Here is a 23,794-nt window from a genome sequence, read left to right as displayed (position 1 = left end):
AGCGGGCGCGGTGCATCGGGTTGCATCGGTCAGGTCCGTTTCAGGTACCGCTGCGATCCGTCATGGAGGTCCGGACATGAACCGGAACCACGACCCGCTGCCCCTTCCGCCCTCCCGGCGCGCCGTGCTCGGCGGCGCCGCCGTCGCCGCCGTCGCGGTGGCGGCCGGCGCCGGCCCGGCGCGCGCCACGGGCCACCGGCCCGAGTGGCCGTGGCCGGCCGAGTTCCCCCTGCCGGACGGCTGGCTGCCCGAGGGCATCGCCATCGGCCGCGCGCCCTACGCCTACCTGGGCTCCCGCGCCGACGGCGCGATCCTCCGCACCGACCTGCGCACCGGAAAGGGCGAGGTCCTGCACGAGGGATCCCCCGGCCGGGTCTCCATCGGCCTGAAAGCGGGTCACGACGGCCTGCTGTACGTCGCCGGCGGCGGGGGCGGCACCGCTCGTGTCGTCGACGCCCGCACCGGCGCCCTGCGCGAGACGTATCAACTCACCGACGCGGCCTCCCCGTTCATCAACGACGTGGTGCTGTTCCGGGACCGCGCCTGGTTCACCGACTCCCGCGAGGCGGTCCTGTACGGCGTCCCGCGCGGGCGGGGCGGCCGCGTCCGGGCGCTGCCGCTCACCGGCGACTGGGAGCAGCTGCCCGACGTCATCAACGCCAACGGCGTCGTGAGCACCCCGGACGGGCACCGAGTGATCGTGGTCAACGGCGCGTCGGGCGAGCTGCACCGGGTGAGCCTGCGCACCGGGCGCACCGCCCGCATCGCGCTGTCCGGCGCCCAGGACGTGGTGAACGGCGACGGGATGGTCCGCGTCGGCCGCACCCTGTACGTGGTGCAGAACCGGGCGAACATGGTAACGGTGTTCGAGCTGGACGCCCGCGCGACGAAGGCGACCCTGCGCCGTACGATCACCGACCCGCGCTTCGACGTCCCCGCCACCGCCGCCCGCTTCCGTGACCGCCTCTATCTGGTCAACGCGCGCTTCACCAGCCCGCAGACGCCGGAGACGACGTTCACGGCGGTGGCGGTCCCGCTGCGCCCGGCCCGCCGGCCGCGCCCGCGGGCGTAGCGGAGAGCTACCGTCCGGTCACGTCACGTTCGTATCACAGGAGCTTCATATCCCCGCCACACCGTGCGCACGGCAGTAGCTTCTGCACTCTCGTACCATGCACACGCATACGCCCGATCTGGGGGGCTCCTCACCATGAACCCGTTCCGTACCTCCGCCGCCGCGATCCTCGCCGCCCTCGCCCTGGCCGCCGTACCGGCCACCGCAGTGGCTCACGACGGCAACCACCCGTTCAAGAACTGCGCCGACGCGTACGAGAACGGGTACAGCAACATCACCAAGGGCGACGACCACTACGGCAAGCACCTGGACCGCGACAACGACGGGATCGGCTGCGACCAGCCGCCCGCCGGCTTCACGCCGCACGAGGAGACCGGCGGGGACAGCGCCGCGGAGGAGGAGAAGACCGGCGGCGAGGAGCAGAGCGGCGGCGGCACCGACCTCGCCGAGACCGGCGGCAGCGACACCACCCCCTACATCGCGGCGGGCGGCGCGGCCGTCGTCCTGCTGGGCGGCGGCCTGATGATCGCGGCCCGCAAGCGGCGCGAGAACCGCTGAACCGTACACGGCGCGCCGCCCGGCACGCACGGAGGAGCGGCACCCCCGCACGGGTGCCGCTCCTCCCTTCGTGATCCGGGGCCGTCGTCGATCGGTGAGGGTGGTCGGGTGACAGACGACGGACCCGGGGTCCACTGGCCCGGAGGGGCTCTCTAGCGGTGGTCGCTGCCCTTCGAGGTGACCGCCGCGCGGCCGGCCTCCAGGCGGGCGACCGGGATGCGGAACGGGGAGCAGGAGACGTAGTCCAGGCCGACCTCGTGGAAGAAGTGGACGGACTCCGGGTCGCCGCCGTGCTCGCCGCACACGCCGAGCTTCAGGTCGGGGCGGGTCTCCCGGCCGGCCTTGGCCGCGGCCTTCACCAGGGAGCCGACGCCGTCCTTGTCGATCGTCTCGAACGGCGACACCCCGAAGATGCCCTTCTCCAGGTAGGCCGTGAAGAAGCTCGCCTCCACGTCGTCCCGGCTGAAGCCCCACACCGTCTGGGTGAGGTCGTTGGTGCCGAAGGAGAAGAACTCGGCGGCCTCGGCGATCTGACCGGCGGTCAGCGCGGCGCGCGGCAGCTCGATCATCGTGCCGATCGAGAGCTTGAGGGAGGTGCCGGTGGCCTCCTCGACCTCGGCGATGACCTTGTCGGCCTCCTCGCGGACGATCTCCAGCTCCTGGACCGTGCCGACCAGCGGGATCATGATCTCCGCGCGGGGGTCGCCCTTGGCGGCCCTGCGCTCGGCGGCGGCCTCCGCGATGGCCCGTACCTGCATGGTGAACAGCCCGGGGATGACCAGACCGAGGCGTACGCCGCGCAGGCCCAGCATCGGGTTCTGCTCATGCAGCCGGTGCACGGCCTGGAGGAGGCGCAGCTCGTTCTCGTGCGGCTCCTGCCGGGACTCGGCGAGGGCGACGCGCACCGACAGTTCGGTGATGTCGGGGAGGAACTCGTGCAGCGGCGGGTCGAGCAGGCGGATGGTGACCGGGAGGCCGTCCATCGCCTCGAAGAGTTCCACGAAGTCCCGCTTCTGGAGCGGGAGCAGGGCCTTGAGGGACTCCTCACGCTCGGCCTCGGTGTCGGCGAGGATCAGCCGCTCGACCAGCTCGCGCCGGTCGCCGAGGAACATGTGCTCGGTGCGGCACAGGCCGATGCCCTGGGCGCCGAAGCGCCGTGCCCGCAGCGCGTCCTCGGCGTTGTCGGCGTTGGCCCGCACCCGCAGCCGGCGCTTGCGGTCGGCGAAGGCCATCATCCGGTGCACGGCCTCGACGAGCTCGTCGGCGTCGTCGGCGCCCGGGTGCATCCGGCCCTCGAAGTACTCCACGACCGGCGACGGGACCACCGGTACCTCGCCCAGGTAGACCTTGCCGGAGGAGCCGTCGATGGAGACGAGGTCGCCCTCCTCCACCACGTGCCCGCCCGGGACGGTCATCCGCCGGCGCTTGGTGTCGACCTCGAGCTCCTCGGCGCCGCAGACACAGGTCTTGCCCATGCCGCGGGCGACGACGGCCGCGTGCGAGGTCTTGCCGCCGCGCGAGGTGAGGATGCCCTCGGCCGCGATCATGCCGTCGAGGTCGTCGGGGTTGGTCTCGCGGCGGATCAGGATGACCTTCTCACCGGAGCGCGACCACTTGACGGCGGTGTAGGAGTCGAAGACCGCCTTGCCGACCGCCGCGCCCGGGGAGGCGGCGATGCCGCGGCCGACCTGCTCGACCTTGGCCTCCTCGTCGAAGCGCGGGAACATCAGCTGGGCGAGCTGGGCGCCGTTGACGCGGGCGAGCGCCTCGGCCTCGTCGATCAGGCCCTGGTCCACCAGCTGGGTGGCGATACGGAAGGCCGCGCCCGCGGTGCGCTTGCCGACGCGGGTCTGGAGCATCCACAGCCGGCCGCGCTCGATGGTGAACTCGATGTCGCAGAGGTCCTTGTAGTGGTTCTCCAGGGTCTCCATGATCTGCATGAGCTGGTCGTACGACTTCTTGTCGATCCGTTCCAGCTCCGCGAGCGGGACCGTGTTGCGGATACCCGCGACCACGTCCTCGCCCTGTGCGTTCTGGAGGTAGTCGCCGTAGACGCCCTGGTGGCCGGAGGCGGGGTCGCGGGTGAAGGCGACGCCGGTGCCGGAGTCGGGGCCGAGGTTGCCGAAGACCATGGAGCAGACGTTGACGGCGGTGCCCAGGTCGTGCGGGATGCGCTCCTGGCGGCGGTAGAGCTTGGCGCGCTCGCCGTTCCAGGAGTCGAAGACCGCCTTGATGGCGAGGTCCATCTGCTCGCGCGGGTCCTGCGGGAAGTTCCGGCCGCACTCGCTCTTGACGATCTTCTTGAACTTGGTGACCAGCTTCTTGAGGTCGGCGGCCTCCAGCTCGGTGTCGTCGGTGACCTTCTTGGCGGCCTTGGCCGCGTCCAGCGCGTCCTCGAACAGCTCGCCGTCCACGCCGAGGACGGTCTTGCCGAACATCTGGATGAGGCGCCGGTAGGAGTCCCAGGCGAACCGGTCGTCACCGGCCTGCTTGGCCAGGCCCTGCACGGACTTGTCGGACAGGCCGATGTTGAGGACGGTGTCCATCATGCCGGGCATCGAGAACTTGGCGCCGGAGCGGACCGACACGAGGAGGGGGTCGTCGGCCTGCCCGAGCTTCTTGCCCATCCGCGACTCCAGGGCGTCGAGGTGCGCACTCACCTCGTCACGCAGTGCCGCCGGCTCCTCGCCGCTGTCGAGGTAGGTCTTGCACGCCTCGGTGGTGATGGTGAAGCCGGGAGGGACGGGAAGACCCAGGTTGGTCATCTCGGCGAGGTTGGCACCCTTGCCGCCGAGCAGGTCCTTGAGGTCCTTGTTGCCCTCGGTGAAGTCGTAGACGAACTTCACGCCCTCAACACTGGTGCCCGGTTGGGTTCCGCGGGGATCTTTGTTTTCCGACACGGGTCTCGACTCCTCGAGGACGCGGTGGCTGCCCTGACGGCGAGGAATGTACCCAGATCAAAGGCGTCTGGGTACGTCCACTTGTGGGTCTTGCGCCTGTCATCCCTCGCGCGCCAGCGGATTGAAAGTCAAGGCTTGGCAAGCGGTCGCGAACGAGTGTTTTCACTTCTTGAACGCACCACCCCGCCTATCGGGTCATCGAGTGCTCAGATGAGCGGCATTCTCCACGTTTGATTTCGCTCGATGAACGATCAAGAGATGGCACTGAGTGCCACCCTTTGAGAAGTGCAGCCGCTCAAGATCCGCTCATCTGAGCGCAACCCTTATCAAGGGTGGCGAGAATCACGCTGCCACACCGCGCCGGATTCCACCATGCGGACCCGCCCCCGCGGGCGGCGCGCACCCCCGCCCGCACCCCGAAGTCCCCGGTCAGCTGAACGCACCGGGCGGCCCGGCCGTACGGAACGACGGCGGACCCGGACCCCCACGCCGGGTCCGCCTCCTCACCGGCCTCGGTACGGAAGGGACCTCCCGGGTTGCCTGTCTCCACACGCGTCCTCGGACGTGCCCGCATCCGCCTGCGCGCCCTGCGCATCGCGCACCCCGGCGCCGCCCGCGCCCTGCGCCGGAGCCTCCACGTCCTGGCCGCCGTCCTCGTCGTCGGCGCCCTGCTGCTGCCCAACTCCGCCCCGGCGCTGCGTCCGAACCGCTTCACCCGCATCCCGGCCGAGGCGATCATCGGGGCCGTCCTGGTGCTCGCGCTGCCGCGCCGGCCGCGCGTCGTGGCGGCCACGCTCTGCGGGGCGGGCATCGGCGTCCTGACCGTGCTGAACCTGCTGGACATCGGGTTCACCGAGTATCTGGGCCGCGGCTTCAACCTCGTCCTGGACTGGGGGCTGCTCGACGACGGCCTGTCCTACGTCGAGGACTCGCTGGGCGGCACGGCGGCCACCGCGGCGGCCGTCGGCGCGGTCCTCCTCGCCGTGGCCATCGTGGTCGTCATGGCGCTGGCGGCGGTCCGGCTCGGCAATCTGCTGGCCCGGCACCGCGCCCGCGCCACCCGGGGCGCGCTGATCGCGGGCACCGCGTGGGTCACCTGCACGGCCCTGGGGCTGCAGATCGCCGGGGTGCCGGTCGCCTCCGACCGGGCCGCCGGGACGGTGAAGGGGCAGACCGAGCGCGTGGTGAACACCCTGCGCGACGAGGCGGCGTTCGCCAAGGAGGCCAGGGCGGACACCTTCGGCGCCACTCCCCCGGACCAGCTGCTGCCCGACCTGCGCGGCAAGGACGTCGTCATCGCCTTCATCGAGAGCTACGGCCGCAGCGCCGTCGAGGACCCGGAGATCGCGCCCGGCGTCACCCGCACCCTCGACGCCCGCACCGCCGCGCTCGCGCAGGCCGGCTACCGCGCCCGCTCCGGCTGGCTCACCTCGGCGACGTACGGCGGCAGCAGCTGGCTGGGCCACTCCACGGCGCTGTCCGGCCTGTGGATCGACAACCAGCAGCGCTACCGCACCGTCACCAACGGCGACCATCTCACCCTCACCAAGGCGTTCCGCAAGACCGGTGCCTGGGAGACCGTGGGCATCATGCCCGGTGTGCAGAAGGCCTGGCCGGAGGCGGAATGGTACGGCCTGGACCGGGTCCACGACGCCTTCGAGCTGGGCTACCGGGGGCCGAAGTTCAGCTGGTCGACCATGCCGGACCAGTACGCCCTGGAGGCGTTCGAGCGGCTGGAGCACGGCAGGAAGCACGACCGGCCGCTGATGTCGGAGATCATCCTCACCTCCAGCCACCAGCCCTGGGCTCCGATCCCGGAGCTGGTCGACTGGGAGGACCTCGGCGACGGTTCGGTCTTCGACGCCATCCAGCGGGCGGGGCTGAAGTCCTCCGACGTCATCGCCGACTCCGCCGCCTCCCGGCGGGAGTACGGCAGGTCGATCCAGTACTCGGTCACCAGCCTCACCCAGTGGCTGGAGCGCTACGGCACCGACGACACCGTGCTGGTCTTCCTCGGCGACCACCAGCCGATCGCCCGGGTCAGCGGCCACGGCGCGAGCCGGGACGTGCCGGTGACGATCGTCGCCAAGGACCCGGAGGTGCTGGCGAAGACCGACGGCTGGAACTGGACCGAGGGGCTCAGGCCCGCGAAGGACGCGCCGGTGTGGCGGATGAGCTCCTTCCGCGACCGCTTCCTGACGGCCTTCGGCTCCGTCCCGCATCCCACGACGGGCTGATCAGCCGCCGGAGGTGTCGAGTTCCGCGTCCTCGCCGACGCCCGCGCAGTCGTAGGGGTCCTTCAGCCAGCCGTCGGGCAGCACCACCCGGTTGTTGCCGGAGGTCCGGCCGCGGGGGCCGTCGGCGCCGGCGGGCCAGGGCTGGTCCAGGTCCAGCTCGTCCAGCCCGGCGCGCAGTTCCGCCGGCGAGGAGGTGACCGCGAGCCGCTTGCGCATCTGGGAGCCGACCGCGAAGCCCTTCAGGTACCAGGCGACGTGCTTGCGGAAGTCGACGACACCGCGCGACGGGTCGCCGAGCCACTCCCCGAGCAGCGTGGCGTGCCGCACCATGATGTCGGCCACCTCACGCAGGGTGGGCCGCGCGTAGGCGTCGGGGCGGCCCTCGAAGGCCGCGACCAGGTCCGCGAACAGCCACGGCCGGCCGAGGCAGCCGCGGCCCACGACCACGCCGTCGCAGCCGGTCTCGCGCACCATGCGCAGGGCGTCGTCGGCGGACCAGATGTCGCCGTTGCCGAGCACCGGGATCTCCGGGACGTGCTCCTTCAGCCGGGCGATGGCGTCCCAGTCGGCGGTGCCGCCGTAGTGCTGGGCGGCGGTGCGGCCGTGCAGCGCGATGGCGGTCACGCCCTCCTCGACGGCGATCCGGCCGGCGTCGAGGTAGGTGAGGTGGTCGTCGTCGATGCCCTTGCGCATCTTCATCGTCACCGGCAGGTCCCCGGCGCCGCTCACCGCCTCGCGCAGGATGGACCGCAGCAGGTTCCGCTTGTACGGGAGGGCGGAGCCGCCGCCCCTGCGGGTCACCTTGGGGACCGGGCAGCCGAAGTTGAGGTCGATGTGGTCGGCGAGGTCCTCCTCCGCGATCATGCGGACGGCCTTGCCGACGGTCGCCGGGTCGACGCCGTAGAGCTGGATGGAGCGCGGCTGCTCGGTCGCGTCGAAGCGGATCAGCTGCATGGTCTTGTCGTTGCGCTCGACCAGCGCCCGCGTGGTGATCATCTCGCTGACGAACAGCCCCTTGCCCCCGCTGAACTCTCTGCACAGGGTGCGGAACGGCGCGTTGGTGATCCCGGCCATGGGGGCGAGCACGACCGGCGGCAGCACGGCGTGCGGTCCGATGCGCAGGGTCGTGTTCACGGGCGTGCTCGGGGTCGGCGAGGGCATGGGCATTCCCCCATTGTCCCGCATGCCGCTGTCCCCCATGCCGCGCGGGACCCGGGACCCGATCCCGCACGATCGCACAGGATCATTAGTTAGACGCACTATCGAAATGGGCGTACGATGGCGCCCATGCCCGAGCTCAGCCACGGCCGACGCCAGCTGGTGCTCGCGATCTGCTGCATGAGCCTGCTGATCGTGAGCCTGGACAACACGGTCCTCAACGTCGCCCTTCCGGCCATGCAGCGCGAGTTCCGCGCGAGCACCTCGGGACTGCAGTGGACCATCGACGCGTACACGCTGGTCCTGGCCTCCCTGCTGATGCTCGCCGGCTCCACGGCCGACCGGATCGGCCGGCGGCGGGTGTTCATGTCGGGCCTGGTGGTCTTCACCCTCGGCTCGGTGCTGTGCTCCCTCGCGCCCGACCTGTCGTGGCTGGTCGCCTTCCGGATGGTGCAGGCAGTGGGCGGCTCGATGCTGAACCCGGTCGCCATGTCGATCATCACCAACACCTTCACCGACCCGCGCGAGCGGGCCCGCGCGATCGGCCTGTGGGGCGCGGTGGTCGGCATATCGATGGCCGCCGGTCCGCTGGTCGGGGGCGTGCTGGTGGAGTCGGTCGGCTGGCGCTCCATCTTCTGGATCAACCTGCCGGTGGGCCTGGCCGCGCTGCTCCTCACCTGGCGCTTCGTCCCGGAGTCCCGGGCACCGAAGGCTCGCCGCCCCGACCCGGTCGGACAGGTCCTGGTCATCGTCCTGTTCGGCGCCCTCACCTACGCGATCATCGAGGCCCCGCACGCCGGGGCGACGGCGGTCGCCCCCTACGCCGTCCTCGCCCTGGCCGCCCTCGTCGCCCTGTTGCTGTACGAACCCCGCCGCCGCGAACCCCTCATCGACCTGCGCTTCTTCCGCTCGGCTCCGTTCAGCGGGGCCACGGTGACGGCGGTGACCTCGTTCGCGGCGCTCGGCGGGTTCCTCTTCCTGTCCACGCTGTATCTCCAGAACGTGCGGGGGCTGAGCGCCCTGGACGCCGGTCTGTGGATGCTCCCGATGGCCGTCCCGACCTTCCTGTGCGCCCCGCTGTCCGGGCGGCTGATCGGCACCCGGGGGCCACGGCTGCCGCTGCTGATCGCGGGCACCGCGATGACCGTGAGCGGGCTCCTCTTCGCGGTCTTCGAGGCGGAGACGTCGAACGTCACGCTCTTCACCGGGTACGTGCTGTTCGGCATCGGCTTCGGCTTCGTGAACGCGCCCATCACCAACACGGCCGTCTCCGGCATGCCGGTCGCCCAGGCGGGGGTGGCCTCGGCGGTCGCCTCCACCAGCCGGCAGCTGGGCCAGGCGCTCGGGGTGGCGGTGATCGGCGCGGTGCTGGCGGCCGGGGTGGGCTCGTCGTCGTACGCGGAAACGTTCGTGCCGGCGGCGCGGCCCGCGTGGTGGATCCTCGCGGCGTGCGGCCTGGCGGTCCTGGTGACCGGCGCCCTGACCTCGGGCCGCTGGGCCCGCGCGACCGCCGAACGCACGGCGCTGCGGCTGGAGTCGGCGGAGCTCCGGCAGCACACCGGGGTCGTCGCCTGACCCGCGCACAACCTCCGCGGGCGTCGGTCCCTGTTGATGTTGCTTTTGCTGCACACTCCTTGTCGTCCCCGAACGGGGGCACGAGTACGGCGACACCGACCCGCCGACCGCCGGAGGCACCATGCCGCAGCTCGACACCAGCAAGGTCAGCCGCTGGGATCTGCACGGCCGCGAGCACACGGTGCGTGTCCAACGCACCGGCGTGCAGCGCACGATCAGATGTGACACGTGCGGCTGGCGCAGAGGCGCCCAGTTCCTGCCGTGGCTCAAGGCGCAGGAGCATCTGGCCCAGGCGCACCAGGCGACGGTGGACCCGACCGCCGCCTGACCGGCGTCACGCCCGCAGCCCCCGCACCAGAAGGTTTACGGCCGCCGCGAAGTCGGCGTCCGCCTCGGGGCGCTCCCACTCCGGGGCGTATGCCGGGTCGTGGAAGCGGCCCGTGGTCTGGAACAGGGCGCGGGCGGCGGCCGCGGGCTCGGTGGCGGCGAAGTCGCCCGAGGCCACGCCCGCGGCGACGATACGGGTCAACTGGCCCGTCAGCTCGGTGACATGGTCGGCGACCACCGCGCCCTGCCCGGCCACCAGCACCGAGTACGTGGCGAACAGCTCCGGATCGTCACCCGCCTTGCGGCGCTTGGCGTCGAACAGGGCGGCGAGCCAGTCGCGCAGCCGGGACTCCGGGTCCCGGTCCTCGTCGGCGACGATCCCCCGCAGCGCGTCGGACGTCCGGTCCAGCCAGCGCTGGGTGACCGCCTCCCGCAGCGCCGCCTTCGTACGGAAGTGCCGGTAGACGCTGCCGTGGCTGACGCCGAGCGCGCGGGCCACGTCCACCACGGTGGCCTTCGCCGGGCCGTGCCGGCGCAGCACCTCCTCGGTCGCCTCGAGGATGCGCTCGGCGGTCAGGGGGGCGCTGGCTGGCATGTCTGGACCCTACCCGGGGGCCGGTTCACTCCTTCGTGCCGAGGTGTGCCATCTGCGGCGCCGGGTAGCGGTCGCCCGCCGCCGAGCCCTCCGGCACGGCCCGCTCGATCGCGGCGAGGTCGGCCGCGTCCAGGGTGACGTCCAGCGCGCCCAGCGACTCCGTGAGCCGCTCCCGGGTGCGGGCGCCGACCAGCGCAACGATGTCCTCGCCGCGTGAGAGCACCCAGGCGATCGCGATCTGGGCGACCGAGACGCCCTTGGCCGCGGCGACCTCGCGCAGCGCCTCGACGAGGTCCAGGTTGTGCCGGAGGTTGTCGCCCTGGAAGCGGGGCGAGCGCGCCCGGAAGTCGTGCGCGGGCAGCTCGCGGTCCGGGGCGAAGTGGCCGGAGATCAGCCCCCGGGAGAGCACGCCGTAGGCGGTGAGGGAGATGCCCAGCTCACGGGTGGTCGGCAGGATCTGCTCCTCCACGGCGCGGGAGATCAGCGAGTACTCGATCTGCAGGTCCGTGATGGGCGCGGTGGCGGCGGCCCGGCGGACGGTGTCGGCGTCGACCTCGCTGAGGCCGATGTGCCGCACATGGCCCTTCTCGACGAGCTCCGCGATCGCGCCGACGGTCTCCTCGATGGGCACGTCGGAGTCGGCGCGGGCGATGCGGTAGACGTCGATGTGGTCGACGCCGAGCCGCTGGAGCGAGTAGGCGGCGAAGTTCTTCACGGCGGCCGGGCGGCCGTCGTAGCCGGACCAGTTGCCGTCCGGGTCGCGCAGGGCGCCGAACTTCACGCTGATCAGCGCGCCGTCGCGCAGGCCGGCCGGGGCGGTGCGCAGCGCCTCGCCGATCAGCAGCTCGTTGTGGCCCATGCCGTAGAAGTCGCCGGTGTCGAGCAGCGTCACACCGGCGTCCAGCGCCGCGTGGAGGGTGGCGATGGCCTCGTCCCGGTCCGCCTCGCCGTACAGCGCGGACATGCCCATGCAGCCGAGGCCGAGGGCGGAGACCCGGGGGCCGGTGGTTCCGAGGGGTCGGGTGTGCGTCGTCATGCCTCCACAGTGGCACGCGGGACGAGGGAATGACAGATATCAATATCTGTCAGTTTGCTATCTGTCAGTTTGCCATCTGTCAGTCGACGCCCCGCCGGGCCGGCGCCCCCGAACAGGACCACCCCCAGCGGAACCGGGTCGGCTGGGGGTGGCAGGTCCGGCGGCCGTCAGCAGCCGGTCAGCCGCGCCGCGAGGTAGCCCTCGATCTGGTCCAGCGACACGCGCTCCTGCTTCATGCTGTCGCGCTCGCGCACGGTCACCGCGTTGTCGTCCAGGGTGTCGAAGTCGACGGTGACGCAGAACGGCGTGCCGATCTCGTCCTGGCGGCGGTAGCGGCGGCCGATGGCGCCGGCGTCGTCGAACTCGATGTTCCAGTTCTGCCGCAGCGACTGGGCGAGCCCCTTGGCCTTGGGCGACAGGTCCGCGTTGCGGGACAGCGGGAGGACGGCCACCTTCACCGGCGCGAGGCGGTGGTCGAGCCGCAGCACGGTCCGCTTCTCCATCTTGCCCTTGGCGTTGGGCGCCTCGTCCTCGACGTAGGCGTCGAGCAGGAAGGCGAGCATCGCCCGGCCGACACCGGCCGCCGGCTCGATGACGTACGGCGTCCAGCGCTCGCCGGCCTCCTGGTCGTAGTAGGCCAGGTCCTGGCCGGAGGCCTTGGAGTGGGCGTTGAGGTCGTAGTCGGTGCGGTTGGCGACGCCCTCCAGCTCGCCCCACTCGCCGCCGCCGAACTGGAAGCGGTACTCGATGTCAGCGGTGCGCTTGGAGTAGTGGGAGAGTTTCTCCTTCGGGTGCTCGTACCACCGCATGTTCTCCTCGCGCAGGCCGAGGCCGGTGTACCAGTTCCAGCGCTGCTCCATCCAGTACTCGTGCCACTTCTCGTCCTCGCCCGGCTTGACGAAGAACTCCATCTCCATCTGCTCGAACTCGCGGGTGCGGAAGATGAAGTTGCCGGGCGTGATCTCGTTGCGGAACGACTTGCCCATCTGGGCGATGCCGAACGGCGGCTTGCGCCGCGAAGTGGTCTGCACCTGGGCGAAGTTGGTGAAGATGCCCTGGGCGGTCTCGGGGCGCAGGTAGGCGATCGAGCCGGAGTCCTGCGTCGGGCCGAGGTGGGTGGCGAGCAGACCCGAGAACTGCTTGGGCTCGGTGAAGGTGCCCTTGTTGCCGCAGTTGGGGCAGTTGAGGTCGGCGAGGCCGTTCTCCGGGGCGCGGCCCTTCTTCTCCTCGTACGCCTCCTCCAGGTGGTCCGCGCGGAACCGCTTGTGGCAGGAGGTGCACTCGGTCAGCGGGTCCGTGAAGGTGGCGACGTGACCGGAGGCGACCCACACGTCCGGGGCCAGGATCACGGAGGAGTCGATACCGACCACGTCCTCGCGCGAGGTGACCATGTAGCGCCACCACTGGCGCTTCAGGTTCTCCTTGAGCTCGACACCCAGCGGTCCGTAGTCCCAGGCGGCCTTCGTGCCGCCATAGATCTCACTACTGGGGAATACGAAGCCACGGCGCTTGCTCAGGCTGACGATGGTGTCGATCTTGTCGGCGGCCACGGTGCTCTCTTCATTACGACGACGGTGACTGACTGGTGCGGCGCGAAGCGCCTCGATGGGGGGGTGGTGGTCGGGAGACGGGCGGGCGAAGCGAGATTGCTTCCAGCGGAGTTCTCAGGCTACCGGCGGGGCATGCCCCGCGACCAATTCGGTGCCTCTCGCAGCACCTCACTGAGCCTTGTTGACAACGGTTTCCATATTAGTTGAAAATGGGTGTCATGAACGCACGACGACGCCCCATATCCGCGGCCGCGCTGGCCACGGTCGCCGCCCTCGGTCTCGGCACCCTCACCGCCTGCTCCTCGGACAGCGCCGCCGCCGGCAACACCGACAAGTTCGACGTCGTCGCGTCGTTCTACCCGATGGCCTTCCTCGCCGAGCAGATCGGCGGCGAGCACGTCAACGTCACCAGTCTGACCGAGCCCGGCCAGGAACCGCACGACCTGGAGATCAGCGTCAAGCAGACCGCGCAGCTCGAGGAGGCCGACGCGGCCCTCTACCTCAAGGGGCTCCAGCCCAGCGTCGACGAGGCCATCGGCCAGTCCGGGATCGACACGAAGATCGACGCGAGCACCCTGACCTCCCTGGAGGAGCACGGCACCGAGGCCGGCCACGAGGAGGAGCACGCCGACGAGCACGGCCACGAGCACGAGGGCGGCCAGGACCCCCACATCTGGCTCGACCCGGTCAAGTACGCCGAGGTCGCCGAGGGCGTCGGCGAGGCCTTCGGCAAGGCCGACCCCGACCACGCCGCCGACTACGAGAAGAACACCGCGGCTTTGGTCGGTAAGCTCGACGACCTCGACAAGAAGTTCGAGACCGGCCTCGCGGACCGGAAGACCGACGTCTTCATCACCACGCACGCCGCCTTCGGCTACCTCGCCGAGCGCTACGGCCTGGTCGAGGAGGCCATCAGCGGTCTGGACCCCGAGTCCGAGCCCAGCGGCGCGCGTGTGAAGGAACTCGGGGACATGGCGAAGGAGGACGGCGTCACCACCGTCTTCTACGAGACGCTCGTCAGCGACAGGACCGCCAAGACCCTCGCCGGCGACGCGGGGCTGAAGACGGACGTCCTCGACCCGGTCGAGGGCATCACCGACGAGTCCCGCGGCGACGACTACTTCCAGGTCATGGAGGCCAACCTCACGGCCCTGCAGAAGGCCATGGGCGCCCCATGACCGACGAACACCGGAGGACGGCATGACGACCGAGCCCGTCATTTCCCTGCGCGGGGTCCACGCCGAGCTGGGCTCGCGCCCCGTCCTGCGCGGCATCGACCTCACCGTGCGCCACGGTGAGGTCGTCGCGCTGCTCGGCGCCAACGGCTCCGGCAAGTCCACCGCCGTGCGCAGTGTCATCGGCCAAGTGCCCGTCACCCGCGGCGAGATCGAGCTGTTCGGCACGCCGCGAACCCGGTTCCGCGAGTGGGCGCGCGTGGGGTACGTCCCGCAGCGCACCACCGCCGCGAGCGGCGTCCCGGCCACCGTCACCGAGGTGGTCTCCTCCGGCCGCCTGGCCCGCACCCGCTTCGGCCTCTTCCGCAAGGCCGACCGCGAGGCCGTACGCCGCGCCCTGGACCTGGTCGGGATGGCGGACCGCGCCAAGGACTCCGTCGACGCCCTCTCCGGCGGCCAGCACCAGCGGGTCCTCATCGCCCGCGCGCTCGCCGCCGCACCCGAGCTGCTGATCATGGACGAACCGATGGCGGGCGTGGACCTGGCCAGCCAGGAGGTCCTCGCCGAGACGCTCAGGCACCAGGTCGTCGAGGGCGCCACGGTCCTCCTCGTCCTGCACGAGCTGGGCCCGCTGGAGCCGCTGATCGACCGTGCGGTCGTGCTCCGCGACGGCTGCGTCCTGCACGACGGCGCACCCCCGAAGGCCGTCGGCCAGCATGCACTACCCGGCCACGACCACGTCCACCCGCACGCACCGGCGGGCACCGAACCGATCCGCACGGGACTGCTGAGCTGATCCGATGGAATTCCTGAACTACGCCTTCATGCAGCGGGCGCTGCTCGCCGCCGTCCTGGTCGGCATCACCGCCCCCGCCATCGGCATCTATCTGGTCCAGCGCCGCCAGGCCCTCATGGGCGACGGCATCGGCCACGTGGCGATGACCGGCGTCGGCCTCGGCTTCCTGCTCTCCTGGTCCCCGGTGTGGATGGCGACCCTGGTCTCCGTCCTCGGCGCGGTCTTCATGGAACTGGTCCGCTGGTACGCCAGGACCCGCGGCGACATCGCCCTCGCCATGCTGTTCTACGGCGGTATGGCCGGCGGCGTCATGTTCATCAACCTCGCCCCCGGCGGCTCCACCTCGAACCTCTCCTCGTTCCTCTTCGGCTCGCTGTCCACGGTCTCCGAGTCCGACGTCACCGCGATCTGCCTGCTGGCCGCGTTCGTGATCGTGGTCACCGTCGGTCTGCGCCGGCAGCTGTTCGCGGTCAGCCAGGACGAGGAGTTCGCCCGGGTCACGGGCCTGCCGGTGCGCTTCCTCAACCTGCTCACGGCGGTCACGGCCGCGGTCACCGTCGCCGTCGCGATGCGCGTGGTCGGGCTGCTGCTGGTCAGCGCCCTCATGGTGGTACCGGTCGCGGCGGCCCAGCAGCTCACCCGCAGCTTCGCCGCCACGTTCGCCATCGCCGTCGCGACCGGCGTCGCCGTGACCATCGGCGGCACGGTCACCTCGTACTACCAGGATGTGCCGCCCGGTGCGACGATCGTGCTGCTGACGATCGGCGCGTTCATCGCGCTGACCGTGCTGGCCACGCCGCTGGCCCGCCGCCGCGCCCGGGCGCTGGCCGCCGCGCAGCCCGGCGGCGACCCCGCGGAATGCGCGATTCCGGCCAGTCGTTCCGGAGGGCACGGGGCCGGACCCTGACCGGTCCGCGCCCGGACTGGCACAATGGCCCGGGCAGAGGCCAGACGTGAGGAGGCATTCCCGTGACGACCGCAGGACCGCCCGTGAAGGGCCGCTCCACCCGGCAGCGTGCCGCCGTGGCGGCGTGCCTTCAGGAGGTCGACGAGTTCCGCAGCGCGCAGGAGCTCCACGACATGCTCAAGCACAAGGGCGACTCGGTCGGGCTCACCACGGTCTACCGCACACTGCAGTCCCTCGCCGACGCGGGCGAGGTCGACGTCCTGCGCACCGCCGACGGCGAGTCCGTCTACCGCCGCTGCTCCACCGGCGACCACCATCACCACCTGGTCTGCCGCAGCTGCGGCAAGGCGGTCGAGGTCGAGGGCCCGGCGGTGGAGAAGTGGGCCGAGGCCATCGCAGCGGAACACGGCTACGTCAACGTGGCCCACACAGTAGAAATCTTCGGCACCTGCGCGGAGTGCGCGGAAGCGTAGCTGCGGGCAGTCGTGCCTCCCCCAGAGCCTCAAGGGCCTGGGAGGTACCCCCAGGGCGATGGGGGTCCCCCCGCTCGAGCGAAGCCGAGAGTGGGGGAGGGTGGGCGCAGCGGCACCCGGCAAGCGCCGGCAGAGAACCCACCCCCGGCCGGCACCGGCACAGGTGCACCCCTCCAGCGCACGCAAGCGCACCCGCACCGCCCCTACCGCAGCGCCGCACGCCCCACCCCCGCCAGCGCCAGCACCCCCGCACCGATACCCACCAGCGCCCGCCCCGTCCCCAACGGCACCAACAGCAACGTCCCCAGCACACCCCCCGCGAAAATCCCCACCACCGTGGCAGTCCACCGCACCCGAGCCATCCGCTCCCGAGCCGGCATCCCCCGCCACACCACCCGCGGCCGCTCCGACAGAGCATTGAGCAGCTGAGCGAACGCCGTCTGGCTCAGCAACGTCGGCATCCCCGGCACATGCACCCGCAACACCGTCGACGCCCGCAGCCCCATCGCCAGCGCCACCCCCGCGACCACCACCAGATCGGCGTCGGCCCCGTCCCCGGCATCCCCCGTGCCGTGCCGCACCAGCGCCACCACCCCCGCGCCGACCAGCAGCGCCCCCTCCGCCACCAGCCCCACGGCGAACCACCGCCACCCCCGCGCCGCGAACCACCTCAGCAGCACCGCCCCGAGCCCCGCCCCCACCAGAAACGCCCCGATCGCCGCAGCCGGCCGCGCCACCGGCACATCCCCCTCCCCGGCCAGCGCGAACGACAGGAACAGCACATTGCCGGTCGCCAGCGCGCAGAACACCTTCCCCATGGTCAGGAAGCTCACGGCGTCGACCGCACCCGCGAACACCGTGAGCACCGTCAGCACCATGGTGCGCCGCACTTCCAAGGGGGACACATCGGACATACCGCCAGCATGAACAGCACACCCCCGCAGCACCGCTACGACACGCGGCCCCGCTCAGGACTCCTGACGGCCCTCCATGGCCAGCAGCTCCTCGTTCGGAACGGCCCCGCCGAACCGCCGGTCCCGCGAGGCGAATTCCAGACACGCCCGCCACAGGTCGCGCCGGTCGAAGTCCGGCCACAGCACGTCCTGGAAGACCATCTCGGCGTAGGCGCTCTGCCACAGCAGATAGTTGGACGTCCGCTGCTCACCGCTCGGCCGCAGGAACAGGTCCACGTCCGGCATGTCCGGGTAGTACATGTACTTCTGGAGGGTCTTCTCGGTCACCTTCGACGGATCGAGCCTCCCCGCCTTCACGTCCTCGGCCAGCGCCGCCGCCGCGTCGGCGATCTCCGCGCGCCCGCCGTAGTTCATGCAGAAGTACAGCGTCAGCCGGTCGTTGCCCTTGGTCTGCTCCTGGGCGACCTGCAACTCCTTGGCCACGGACTTCCACAGCTTGGGCATCCGCCCGACCCACCGCACGCGGATCCCCAGCTCGTCCAGCTGGTCGCGGGTCTTGCGGATGAAGTCCCGGTTGAAGTTCATCAGGAAGCGCACCTCGTCCGGCGAGCGCTTCCAGTTCTCGGTGGAGAAGGCGTAGAGCGAGATCGCCCCGACGCCCATCTCCAGCCCGCCCTGGAGCACGTCCAGCACCCGCTCGGCACCGACCTTGTGCCCCTCGGTGCGCGGCAGCCCCCGCTCCTTCGCCCAGCGCCCGTTGCCGTCCATGACGATCGCCACATGCTTCGGGACCAGCTCGCCGGGGATCTTCGGAGGCCGCGCGCCCGACGGATGCGGTTCCGGCGTCCTGTACTCCTGGCGCTGATGCCCCAGGAACCCGCGTACGGCCATGCCTGTCGTCTCCTCTGGATGTTCGTTTCGGCTGCGCGCGTCACTTCTCGACGTACCGGAGCGAGCGCAGCCCGCGCTCCAGATGCCAGTGCAGGTAGGCGGAGACCAGCCCGCTCCCCTCGCGGACGTACCGCGCCTCGCACGCGTCCGCCGTCTCCCAGTCTCCCGTAAGCAGCGCTCCGAGGAGTGCCAGGGCCTGGGGCGAGGGCACGACGCTGCCGGGGACGCGGCAGTCGGGGCAGATGGAGCCGCCCGACGCGACCGAGAAGAACCGGTTGGGTCCGGGCATCCCGCACTTCGCGCAGTCCGTGAAGCTCGGCGCGTACCCGTTCACGGCGAGGGAGCGCAGCAGGAACGCGTCGAGCACGAGATGCGGCGCGTGCTCGCCCCGGGCGAGCGTCCGCAGCGCGCCCACCAGCAGCAGATACTGCTGCACCGCCGGCTCGCCCTCGTGGTCGGTGAACCGCTCCGCCGTCTCCAGCATGGCCGTCCCGGCGGTGTAGCGGGCGTAGTCCGTCACGATCCCGCCGCCGTACGGCGCGATCGTCTCGCTCTGCGTGCACAGCGGCAGACCGCGCCCGATCAGCTCGCTCCCCTTCGAGAAGAACTGCACGTCCACATGCGAGAACGGTTCGAGGCGCGCACCGAACTTCGACTTCGTCCGGCGCACGCCCCTCGCCACCGCGCGTACCCGCCCGTGACCGCGCGTGAGCAGGGTGATGATCCGGTCCGCCTCACCCAGCTTCTGGGTGCGCAGCACGATGCCGTCGTCGCGGAACAGACTCATGGCACCCATTCTCTCCTACGTTCAGGGCACCTCCCCGCGGCTGCGGGCATTGGCGTACGCCGTCGCCGCGCGCAGCCGCTCGGCCGCGGTGGCCTGCCGTACGACCTCGGGGTCGGCGTCCCACTCCCGGCCGCCGCCGAAGGGTCTCAGCTGGACATAGGGCCCCTCATGCCCCATGACGATGCCGATCCGCTCGGTCCCGGTGTCCACGACGTACGCGCCGACGGGCGGCTTCACCGCAGCACCGCCGCGATGAGCCTCGCGGTCGCCACGGAACACCGCCCCAATTCCACGAGCGGACAGGGCGCCTCACGCGCAAGACTCACCGGGTCCAACCCCAGTGACGGCAGTGAAATTCCGGCCTTCGCGAGTGCCGCCCGCAATTCCTTCACCACTTCCTCCGCTTCTTCGACGCAGAGCGCCGCGTGTTGTGCCGTCAAGCTGATTCCCTTCCTCTCGAGTTTCACTCTTCGTATGCCAACAGTGACGGAGGGTGTCTACACTTCGGAAGTGGTCCGCGCTCTACAAGTCCGGCGCTGCACAAAGGGGTTGATCAATGGCCAACGGTTCGCGTCAAGCGGCGTGGGAGTTCTTCGGGGCGGAGCTGAAGCGACGCCGGGAGGACGCGGGGTTCACGCAGGTGGAGCTGGGGACGAGGGTGTTCGTCTCCGGCGGTTACATCGGCCAGTTCGAACAGGCGGTCCGCAAACCGCAATTGGACGTGGCCCAACGGATTGATGAGTCACTACAAACCGACGGCTTTTTCGAACGGCTCTGGCGCAAACTCATCAAGGAGCAGCCGTACGCGGAGTACTTCGCACACGCCGCAGAGTTGGAGCGGCTGACGACAAACGTCTGCGAGTGGGCACCGACCGTGGTCCCGGGGCTCCTCCAGACATCCGAGTACGCCCGCTCGATCTACTTCGCGAGCGCCCCACTCGCCACGGACGAGTACGTCGATGAAATGGTCGCACTTCGCATCGCGCGTACTCAGCTACTCAAGGACGCTGCACGGCCGGTGTATTGGGTGCTCCTTCACGAAGCCGTACTACGCGTCCCGGTCGGCTCTCCCGCAGTCATGGCCCAGCAGTTGGATCACATCGCGGAGACGGCGCGCAGCCGCAAAGCCCTGGTGCTGGTGTTGCCGTTCTCTGCTGGCGCACACCCGCAGATGGGCAAGGCGATGAAGCTCATGAAGTTCGAGGACGCACCACCAACCGTCTATACAGAAGGGGTGCTGTCAGGCAGTCTGCTGGACGATCCGGCTGTAGTGAAGCGGGTACAGGCGGATTACGATCTTCTCAGGGCCGCGTCTCTGCCACTGGATGCGTCCCTGGACATGATCGAGGCGGCGGCGGAGGGCTACCGACGATGCGCGAATTCGACCTGACCAACGCTTACTGGCGCAAGAGCACTTACAGCGGCGGAAGCGGCGCAGAAGATTGCGTCGAAGTCGCCCACGACTTCCCCGGCGTCGTCCCCGTCCGGGACAGCAAGTCCGGGACCGCCGGTCCCGTGATCGTCGTCGGGTCGGCCGCCTGGGCGGAGTTCATACGTACCGTCGGGGCCATGGCCTGAAAAGAGGGGCCGCGACCCCGCCCGACCTGTCAGGGCGCCAGGGCCGGTCTCCGGGGGCTGGTGGCCAGGCGCAGGCCGAGGTCGACCAGGGTCCAGCCGAGGCGGGTGCGGAGGGGCCGCGGGCGCCGGACCGAGGCGGCGAGACGGTGGGCCTCCGCCTCCGCACGGAGCTCGGCGGCACGCGCGCGGTGGACGGCGAGATGGATCTCCGGGTGCATCGGGCAGCCTCTCAGTCCGTACGGGTGGGGAAGAGGTGGGTGTGGACGCGCACCTGCTCGGCGTCCGGCGTGCCGGCCTCGGGGGCCTTGGCCCGGTAGCTCTCCAGCAGCTCGTGCATCTTCTGCTTCAGCTCCTCCGCGAGGTCGGGTGTGAGGCTGAGCGTCCAGTCGCTCAGGTCCCAGGCGCCGCGCCACTGTTCGGGCCAGTCGCCGTTCGTGCCGAGCCAGGTCGCGATCTCCCGGGTGTGCTGGTTGGCGACCTCGTGGAGGAAGAGGTCGGCGGCCCCCCGGATCTCGGGGTCTCCGTCCCTGACCAGGGCGTCGTCGAACCGCACGCCTTCGTGGGCCGCCCGCCACCACCGCTCGCGCCCCTTGCCGTGCTCCGGCGCGTCCTCCACGAAGCCGTGGGCGGCGAGCTGACGCAGGTGGTAGCTGGTGGCCCCGCTGGACTCGCCGAGTCTCTCGGCCAGTTGGGAGGCGGTGGCCGGCCCGCCGCGCCGCAGCGCGTTCAGCAACTGCATGCGCAGCGGATGCGCGAGTCCGCGCAGCGAGCGGGCGTCGAGGCGGCGGAGCGCGGGTTCACGGGGCTCGTCCATGGGTCCGAAGATAGCTATGCAAAGAAACCGTTGCAAGGATTCCTTTGCAACGATTTCTTTGTGAGTCGATGAGCTGCCGAAGACGCCGTTGGCGTGACGTTTCGGCCCGGGCGCAACCGCGGAAGCGGCCCGCGGGCTCCTGTACCGCAGAAGCGACACCCTTGGGTGAGGAGACCGACATGACCGCGACCGCCGCTTTCGCCTACGGCCCGCACCACGACTTCGTCGACCCCTACGCCGTCGAGGACGGCACGGGCCCCGCCTGGTGGCCCCCGGCGGAGGGACAGCCGGCCGGCGACTACCTGCTGGCCCCGCCCCACCCCGCCGACCGCGTCGACACCCCCATCGGCCCGCGCGACCGCCGCAGGCTCGAGCTGCACGCCGCGCTGACCGCCGCGGGCATCCCGCCGCGTCCCGAGGACCGCGAGGCCATCGAGAGCCTGAGCGCGCTGTCCGCCGGCATCAACACCACCATCCAGCGCTGGCTGCACCACACCCTGTGAGCCGCCGGGCTCACGCCCTCCCCGGCGCCACCAGTCCCGACTCGTAAGCCACAATCACCAGTTGGGCCCGGTCCCGGACGCCGAGCTTGCCCATGGTCCGGCTCACGTGGGTCTTCGCGGTGAGCGGGCTGAGCCCCAGCGACTCCGCGATCTCGGTGTTGTTCAGGCCCCGGGCGACCAGGGCGAGCACCTCGCGTTCCCGGTCGGACAGGCACTCGGGGCCTGCGGCGACGGGCGCGGACGGGGTGCGGAGGAAACGTTCGATCAGGCGGGCCGTGGGGCCGGGCGAGAGCAGGGCGTCGCCCGCCGCGACCGTGCGGATGGCGTCGAGGAGTTCGGCCGGTCTGGTGTCCTTCACCAGGAAGCCGGAGGCGCCCGCGCGCAGCGCGTCCACGATGTTCTCGTCGGTGTCGTAGGTGGTGAGGACGAGGACCCTGACGCCCGCGAGATCGTCGTCGGCGGCGATCAGCCGGGTGGCCTCGATGCCGTCGAGGTCGGGCATGCGGATGTCCATGACGACGAGGTCGGCGCGCTCGGCGCGGGCCAGTTCCATCGCCTGCCGGCCGGTGGCGGCCTGGCCGACGACCTCCATGTCGGGCGCCGACTCGACGAGCATCGCGAACGCCTCCCGTACGAGGGTCTGGTCGTCGGCGAGCAGCACGCGGATCGTCATCGGGCCGTTCCTTCCCGTGTCGCGGTCGTCAGCGGAAGCGTCGCGGTCACCCGGAAGCCGCCGCCCTCCCCCGGTCCGGCGTCGAGTGTGCCACCCACGCTGCGGGCCCGTTCACGCATGCCGACGAGGCCGAATCCGGGGGTGCCGCCGGGGGTCGGGCCGGTGCCGTCGTCGGTGACGGAGAGATGGAGGGTGCCGTCCTCCTCGCGCAGGTCGACGCGGACCGCCGGTTCGGGCCCCGCGTGCCGTACGGCGTTGGTGAGGGCCTCCTGAACGAGCCGGTAGGCGGCGGCGCCGACGGCGGGCGGGACGGGGCTCTCGACCCGCACGGCCGGTTCCACGCGGGCGCCCGCCAGGCGCGCGGTCTCCACCAGGTCGGGCACGCCGTCGAGCCCGGCGAGCGGACCCCGGGTGTCCCCGGGGCCGCCGTTGTCGCGCAGCACCTCCAGGGTCGTACGGAGTTCCCCGCGTGCGGTGCGGCAGGTGTCGGCGATGTCGTCGAGGGCCTTGGCGACGGTCGCGCGGTCGAGGCGTTCGGGGTCGGCGGCCAGGACGTGCGCGGCGACGGAGGTCTGCACGCCGATGAGGGTGATGCTGTGCGCGAGCAGGTCGTGCAGGTCGCGGGCGATGCGCAGGCGTTCCTCGGCGACCCGGCGGCGGGCCTCCTCCTCGCGGGTGCGCTCGGCCCGTTCGGCGCGCTCGACGATGGCGGTGACGTACTGGCGGTAGAAGCGGACGTCGACGCCCAGGAAGAGCACGGCCACGACCCAGCCGGTGATGCGGATCAGCTCCACGATGCCGTCGGGGTTGGTGAGGGCGTTCATGGTGAGGGTCGTGCCGATGAGGACGGTGCCGAGGAGCAGGGTGCGGCGCGGGGTGCCGGTCGCGGCGACCGTGTAGAGGGCCACCATGGACCCGGCGACGGGCGCGATGTGATTGTTGTCCAGGGCGTGGTACGGCACGACCGGCGCCATCGCCAGCAGCAGCACCAGCAGCGGGCGGCGGCGGCGCCACGGCAGCGGCGCGTGGGCGGCGAGCAGCAGCGTCCAGCCGAGCGCGTCGGGCCGGCGGCCGTGGTCGAAGAGCAGCGCGACGACGAGCGCGGCGGCGGCGGTGCAGGCGGCGAGGAACGTGTCGTTGCGGAGGGCGTGCGGGGCGGTCAGCGGGTCGCGGCTGATCGCCGCCATGATCCGCTCGCCGGTGCGGGGGCGTTCCTCTTCCTGCGCTCTCTTCGTCTGCACGGGGTCCATCCTCCGGGAGGAGGGCGCCCCTCCG

At 71.1% G+C, this 23,794-nt stretch carries 26 protein-coding genes; 12 read left to right on the top strand and 14 right to left on the bottom strand.

Going from position 1 to position 23,794, the window contains the following annotated elements; translation table 11 throughout:
* The first annotated feature begins 76 nt into the window (after positions 1 to 76).
* Complete coding sequence (locus tag AC5L3C_RS25985) at positions 77 to 1,072, top strand: SMP-30/gluconolactonase/LRE family protein (RefSeq protein ID WP_493651197.1); 996 nt, start codon at positions 77 to 79, stop codon at positions 1,070 to 1,072.
* Between the two features lie 135 nt (positions 1,073 to 1,207).
* Complete coding sequence (locus AC5L3C_RS25980) at positions 1,208 to 1,630, top strand: excalibur calcium-binding domain-containing protein (protein WP_493651196.1); 423 nt, start codon at positions 1,208 to 1,210, stop codon at positions 1,628 to 1,630.
* Positions 1,631 to 1,782: 152 nt separating this feature from the next.
* Here the strand turns inward: AC5L3C_RS25980 and ppdK are convergent, their stop codons facing one another.
* Entirely contained in the window at positions 1,783 to 4,530 is a 2,748-nt protein-coding gene (gene ppdK / locus AC5L3C_RS25975; protein ID WP_493651195.1) for a pyruvate, phosphate dikinase, read from the bottom strand.
* Positions 4,531 to 5,066: 536 nt separating this feature from the next.
* On the opposite strand from ppdK, the gene AC5L3C_RS25970 reads away from it, so the two are divergent.
* Entirely contained in the window at positions 5,067 to 6,767 is a 1,701-nt protein-coding gene (locus AC5L3C_RS25970) for an alkaline phosphatase family protein (RefSeq protein ID WP_493651193.1), read from the top strand.
* Here the strand turns inward: AC5L3C_RS25970 and dusB are convergent, their stop codons facing one another.
* On the bottom strand, positions 6,768 to 7,928 hold the full coding sequence (gene dusB / locus AC5L3C_RS25965; protein ID WP_493651192.1) for a tRNA dihydrouridine synthase DusB: 1,161 nt from the start codon (positions 7,926 to 7,928) through the stop codon (positions 6,768 to 6,770). It abuts the gene before it with no gap.
* 126 nt (positions 7,929 to 8,054) lie between these two features.
* Here dusB and AC5L3C_RS25960 point away from each other — a divergent pair, with 126 nt between their 5' ends.
* Together AC5L3C_RS25960 and AC5L3C_RS25955 are read left to right on the top strand one after the other, a co-directional pair.
* Positions 8,055 to 9,500 carry an MFS transporter gene (locus AC5L3C_RS25960; protein ID WP_493651191.1) on the top strand — a complete coding sequence of 482 codons (1,446 nt, stop codon included), beginning with the start codon at positions 8,055 to 8,057 and terminating at the stop codon, positions 9,498 to 9,500.
* Positions 9,501 to 9,621: 121 nt separating this feature from the next.
* Positions 9,622 to 9,828: a hypothetical protein gene (locus tag AC5L3C_RS25955; RefSeq protein WP_125506608.1), complete on the top strand. Its 207-nt coding sequence runs from the start codon at positions 9,622 to 9,624 to the stop codon at positions 9,826 to 9,828.
* 6 nt (positions 9,829 to 9,834) lie between these two features.
* Here the strand turns inward: AC5L3C_RS25955 and AC5L3C_RS25950 are convergent, their stop codons facing one another.
* The 3 genes from AC5L3C_RS25950 to AC5L3C_RS25940 all read right to left on the bottom strand — a co-directional run bounded on the left by AC5L3C_RS25950 (position 9,835) and on the right by AC5L3C_RS25940 (position 13,008).
* Positions 9,835 to 10,422: a TetR/AcrR family transcriptional regulator gene (locus AC5L3C_RS25950; protein WP_493651190.1), complete on the bottom strand. Its 588-nt coding sequence runs from the start codon at positions 10,420 to 10,422 to the stop codon at positions 9,835 to 9,837.
* Between the two features lie 25 nt (positions 10,423 to 10,447).
* Complete coding sequence (locus AC5L3C_RS25945) at positions 10,448 to 11,458, bottom strand: aldo/keto reductase (protein WP_493651188.1); 1,011 nt, start codon at positions 11,456 to 11,458, stop codon at positions 10,448 to 10,450.
* 167 nt (positions 11,459 to 11,625) lie between these two features.
* Positions 11,626 to 13,008, bottom strand: coding sequence for a glycine--tRNA ligase (locus AC5L3C_RS25940; protein ID WP_125506605.1), 1,383 nt, complete (start codon positions 13,006 to 13,008; stop codon positions 11,626 to 11,628).
* Positions 13,009 to 13,226: 218 nt separating this feature from the next.
* Between AC5L3C_RS25940 and AC5L3C_RS25935 the strand changes: the two genes are divergently transcribed.
* From AC5L3C_RS25935 to AC5L3C_RS25920, 4 genes are all read left to right on the top strand, one after another.
* Positions 13,227 to 14,186, top strand: coding sequence for a metal ABC transporter substrate-binding protein (locus AC5L3C_RS25935; protein ID WP_493651187.1), 960 nt, complete (start codon positions 13,227 to 13,229; stop codon positions 14,184 to 14,186).
* Between the two features lie 22 nt (positions 14,187 to 14,208).
* Positions 14,209 to 14,979 (top strand): metal ABC transporter ATP-binding protein, encoded by a 771-nt coding sequence (locus AC5L3C_RS25930; RefSeq protein ID WP_493651186.1) that lies wholly within the window; start codon positions 14,209 to 14,211, stop codon positions 14,977 to 14,979.
* Positions 14,980 to 14,983: 4 nt separating this feature from the next.
* Positions 14,984 to 15,886, top strand: a complete 903-nt coding sequence (locus AC5L3C_RS25925; protein WP_493651184.1) for a metal ABC transporter permease — start codon at positions 14,984 to 14,986, stop codon at positions 15,884 to 15,886.
* 62 nt (positions 15,887 to 15,948) lie between these two features.
* Positions 15,949 to 16,359 carry a Fur family transcriptional regulator gene (locus AC5L3C_RS25920; protein ID WP_493651183.1) on the top strand — a complete coding sequence of 137 codons (411 nt, stop codon included), beginning with the start codon at positions 15,949 to 15,951 and terminating at the stop codon, positions 16,357 to 16,359.
* Positions 16,360 to 16,562: 203 nt separating this feature from the next.
* On the opposite strand, the gene AC5L3C_RS25915 is transcribed toward AC5L3C_RS25920, so the two are convergent.
* The 5 genes from AC5L3C_RS25915 to AC5L3C_RS25895 are packed head-to-tail and all read right to left on the bottom strand — an operon-like array spanning position 16,563 to position 19,391.
* Positions 16,563 to 17,273, bottom strand: a complete 711-nt coding sequence (locus AC5L3C_RS25915) for a YoaK family protein (protein WP_493651181.1) — start codon at positions 17,271 to 17,273, stop codon at positions 16,563 to 16,565.
* A 54-nt stretch (positions 17,274 to 17,327) separates the two neighbouring features.
* A complete protein-coding gene (locus tag AC5L3C_RS25910) occupies positions 17,328 to 18,164 on the bottom strand; it encodes an isoprenyl transferase (RefSeq protein ID WP_493651179.1) in 837 nt (278 codons plus the stop codon).
* 40 nt (positions 18,165 to 18,204) lie between these two features.
* Positions 18,205 to 18,951 carry a DNA repair protein RecO gene (gene recO / locus AC5L3C_RS25905; RefSeq protein ID WP_493651177.1) on the bottom strand — a complete coding sequence of 249 codons (747 nt, stop codon included), beginning with the start codon at positions 18,949 to 18,951 and terminating at the stop codon, positions 18,205 to 18,207.
* A gap of 21 nt (positions 18,952 to 18,972) precedes the next feature.
* Complete coding sequence (locus AC5L3C_RS25900) at positions 18,973 to 19,188, bottom strand: hypothetical protein (RefSeq protein WP_125506597.1); 216 nt, start codon at positions 19,186 to 19,188, stop codon at positions 18,973 to 18,975.
* The gene (locus AC5L3C_RS25895; protein ID WP_125506596.1) at positions 19,185 to 19,391 is read right to left on the bottom strand and encodes a hypothetical protein; all 207 of its coding nucleotides are present in this window, start codon (positions 19,389 to 19,391) and stop codon (positions 19,185 to 19,187) included. Before AC5L3C_RS25895 ends, AC5L3C_RS25900 begins: the two co-directional genes overlap by 4 nt.
* A gap of 116 nt (positions 19,392 to 19,507) precedes the next feature.
* Here AC5L3C_RS25895 and AC5L3C_RS25890 point away from each other — a divergent pair, with 116 nt between their 5' ends.
* Positions 19,508 to 20,341 (top strand): helix-turn-helix domain-containing protein, encoded by an 834-nt coding sequence (locus AC5L3C_RS25890; RefSeq protein WP_493651175.1) that lies wholly within the window; start codon positions 19,508 to 19,510, stop codon positions 20,339 to 20,341.
* On the top strand, positions 20,323 to 20,529 hold the full coding sequence (locus AC5L3C_RS25885; RefSeq protein WP_493651173.1) for a DUF397 domain-containing protein: 207 nt from the start codon (positions 20,323 to 20,325) through the stop codon (positions 20,527 to 20,529). Before AC5L3C_RS25890 ends, AC5L3C_RS25885 begins: the two co-directional genes overlap by 19 nt.
* 29 nt (positions 20,530 to 20,558) lie before the next feature.
* Here AC5L3C_RS25885 and AC5L3C_RS25880 read toward each other — a convergent pair whose 3' ends face one another.
* Both AC5L3C_RS25880 and AC5L3C_RS25875 read right to left on the bottom strand, forming a co-directional pair.
* Positions 20,559 to 20,747: a hypothetical protein gene (locus AC5L3C_RS25880; RefSeq protein WP_493651171.1), complete on the bottom strand. Its 189-nt coding sequence runs from the start codon at positions 20,745 to 20,747 to the stop codon at positions 20,559 to 20,561.
* A gap of 11 nt (positions 20,748 to 20,758) precedes the next feature.
* The gene (locus AC5L3C_RS25875) at positions 20,759 to 21,343 is read right to left on the bottom strand and encodes an ArsR/SmtB family transcription factor (protein ID WP_493651169.1); all 585 of its coding nucleotides are present in this window, start codon (positions 21,341 to 21,343) and stop codon (positions 20,759 to 20,761) included.
* A gap of 179 nt (positions 21,344 to 21,522) precedes the next feature.
* Between AC5L3C_RS25875 and AC5L3C_RS25870 the strand changes: the two genes are divergently transcribed.
* Positions 21,523 to 21,846 (top strand): hypothetical protein, encoded by a 324-nt coding sequence (locus AC5L3C_RS25870; protein WP_125506591.1) that lies wholly within the window; start codon positions 21,523 to 21,525, stop codon positions 21,844 to 21,846.
* A 10-nt stretch (positions 21,847 to 21,856) separates the two neighbouring features.
* Here the strand turns inward: AC5L3C_RS25870 and AC5L3C_RS25865 are convergent, their stop codons facing one another.
* Both AC5L3C_RS25865 and AC5L3C_RS25860 read right to left on the bottom strand, forming a co-directional pair.
* Positions 21,857 to 22,519 carry a response regulator gene (locus AC5L3C_RS25865; RefSeq protein ID WP_125506590.1) on the bottom strand — a complete coding sequence of 221 codons (663 nt, stop codon included), beginning with the start codon at positions 22,517 to 22,519 and terminating at the stop codon, positions 21,857 to 21,859.
* Positions 22,516 to 23,769, bottom strand: a complete 1,254-nt coding sequence (locus tag AC5L3C_RS25860) for a sensor histidine kinase (RefSeq protein ID WP_493651167.1) — start codon at positions 23,767 to 23,769, stop codon at positions 22,516 to 22,518. The genes AC5L3C_RS25865 and AC5L3C_RS25860 overlap by 4 nt, the downstream gene beginning before the upstream one ends.
* Positions 23,770 to 23,794: the final 25 nt, after the last annotated feature.

The sequence above is a fragment of the Streptomyces speibonae genome (assembly GCF_984686075.1).
This window is presented reverse-complemented; position numbering and strand designations above follow the sequence as displayed.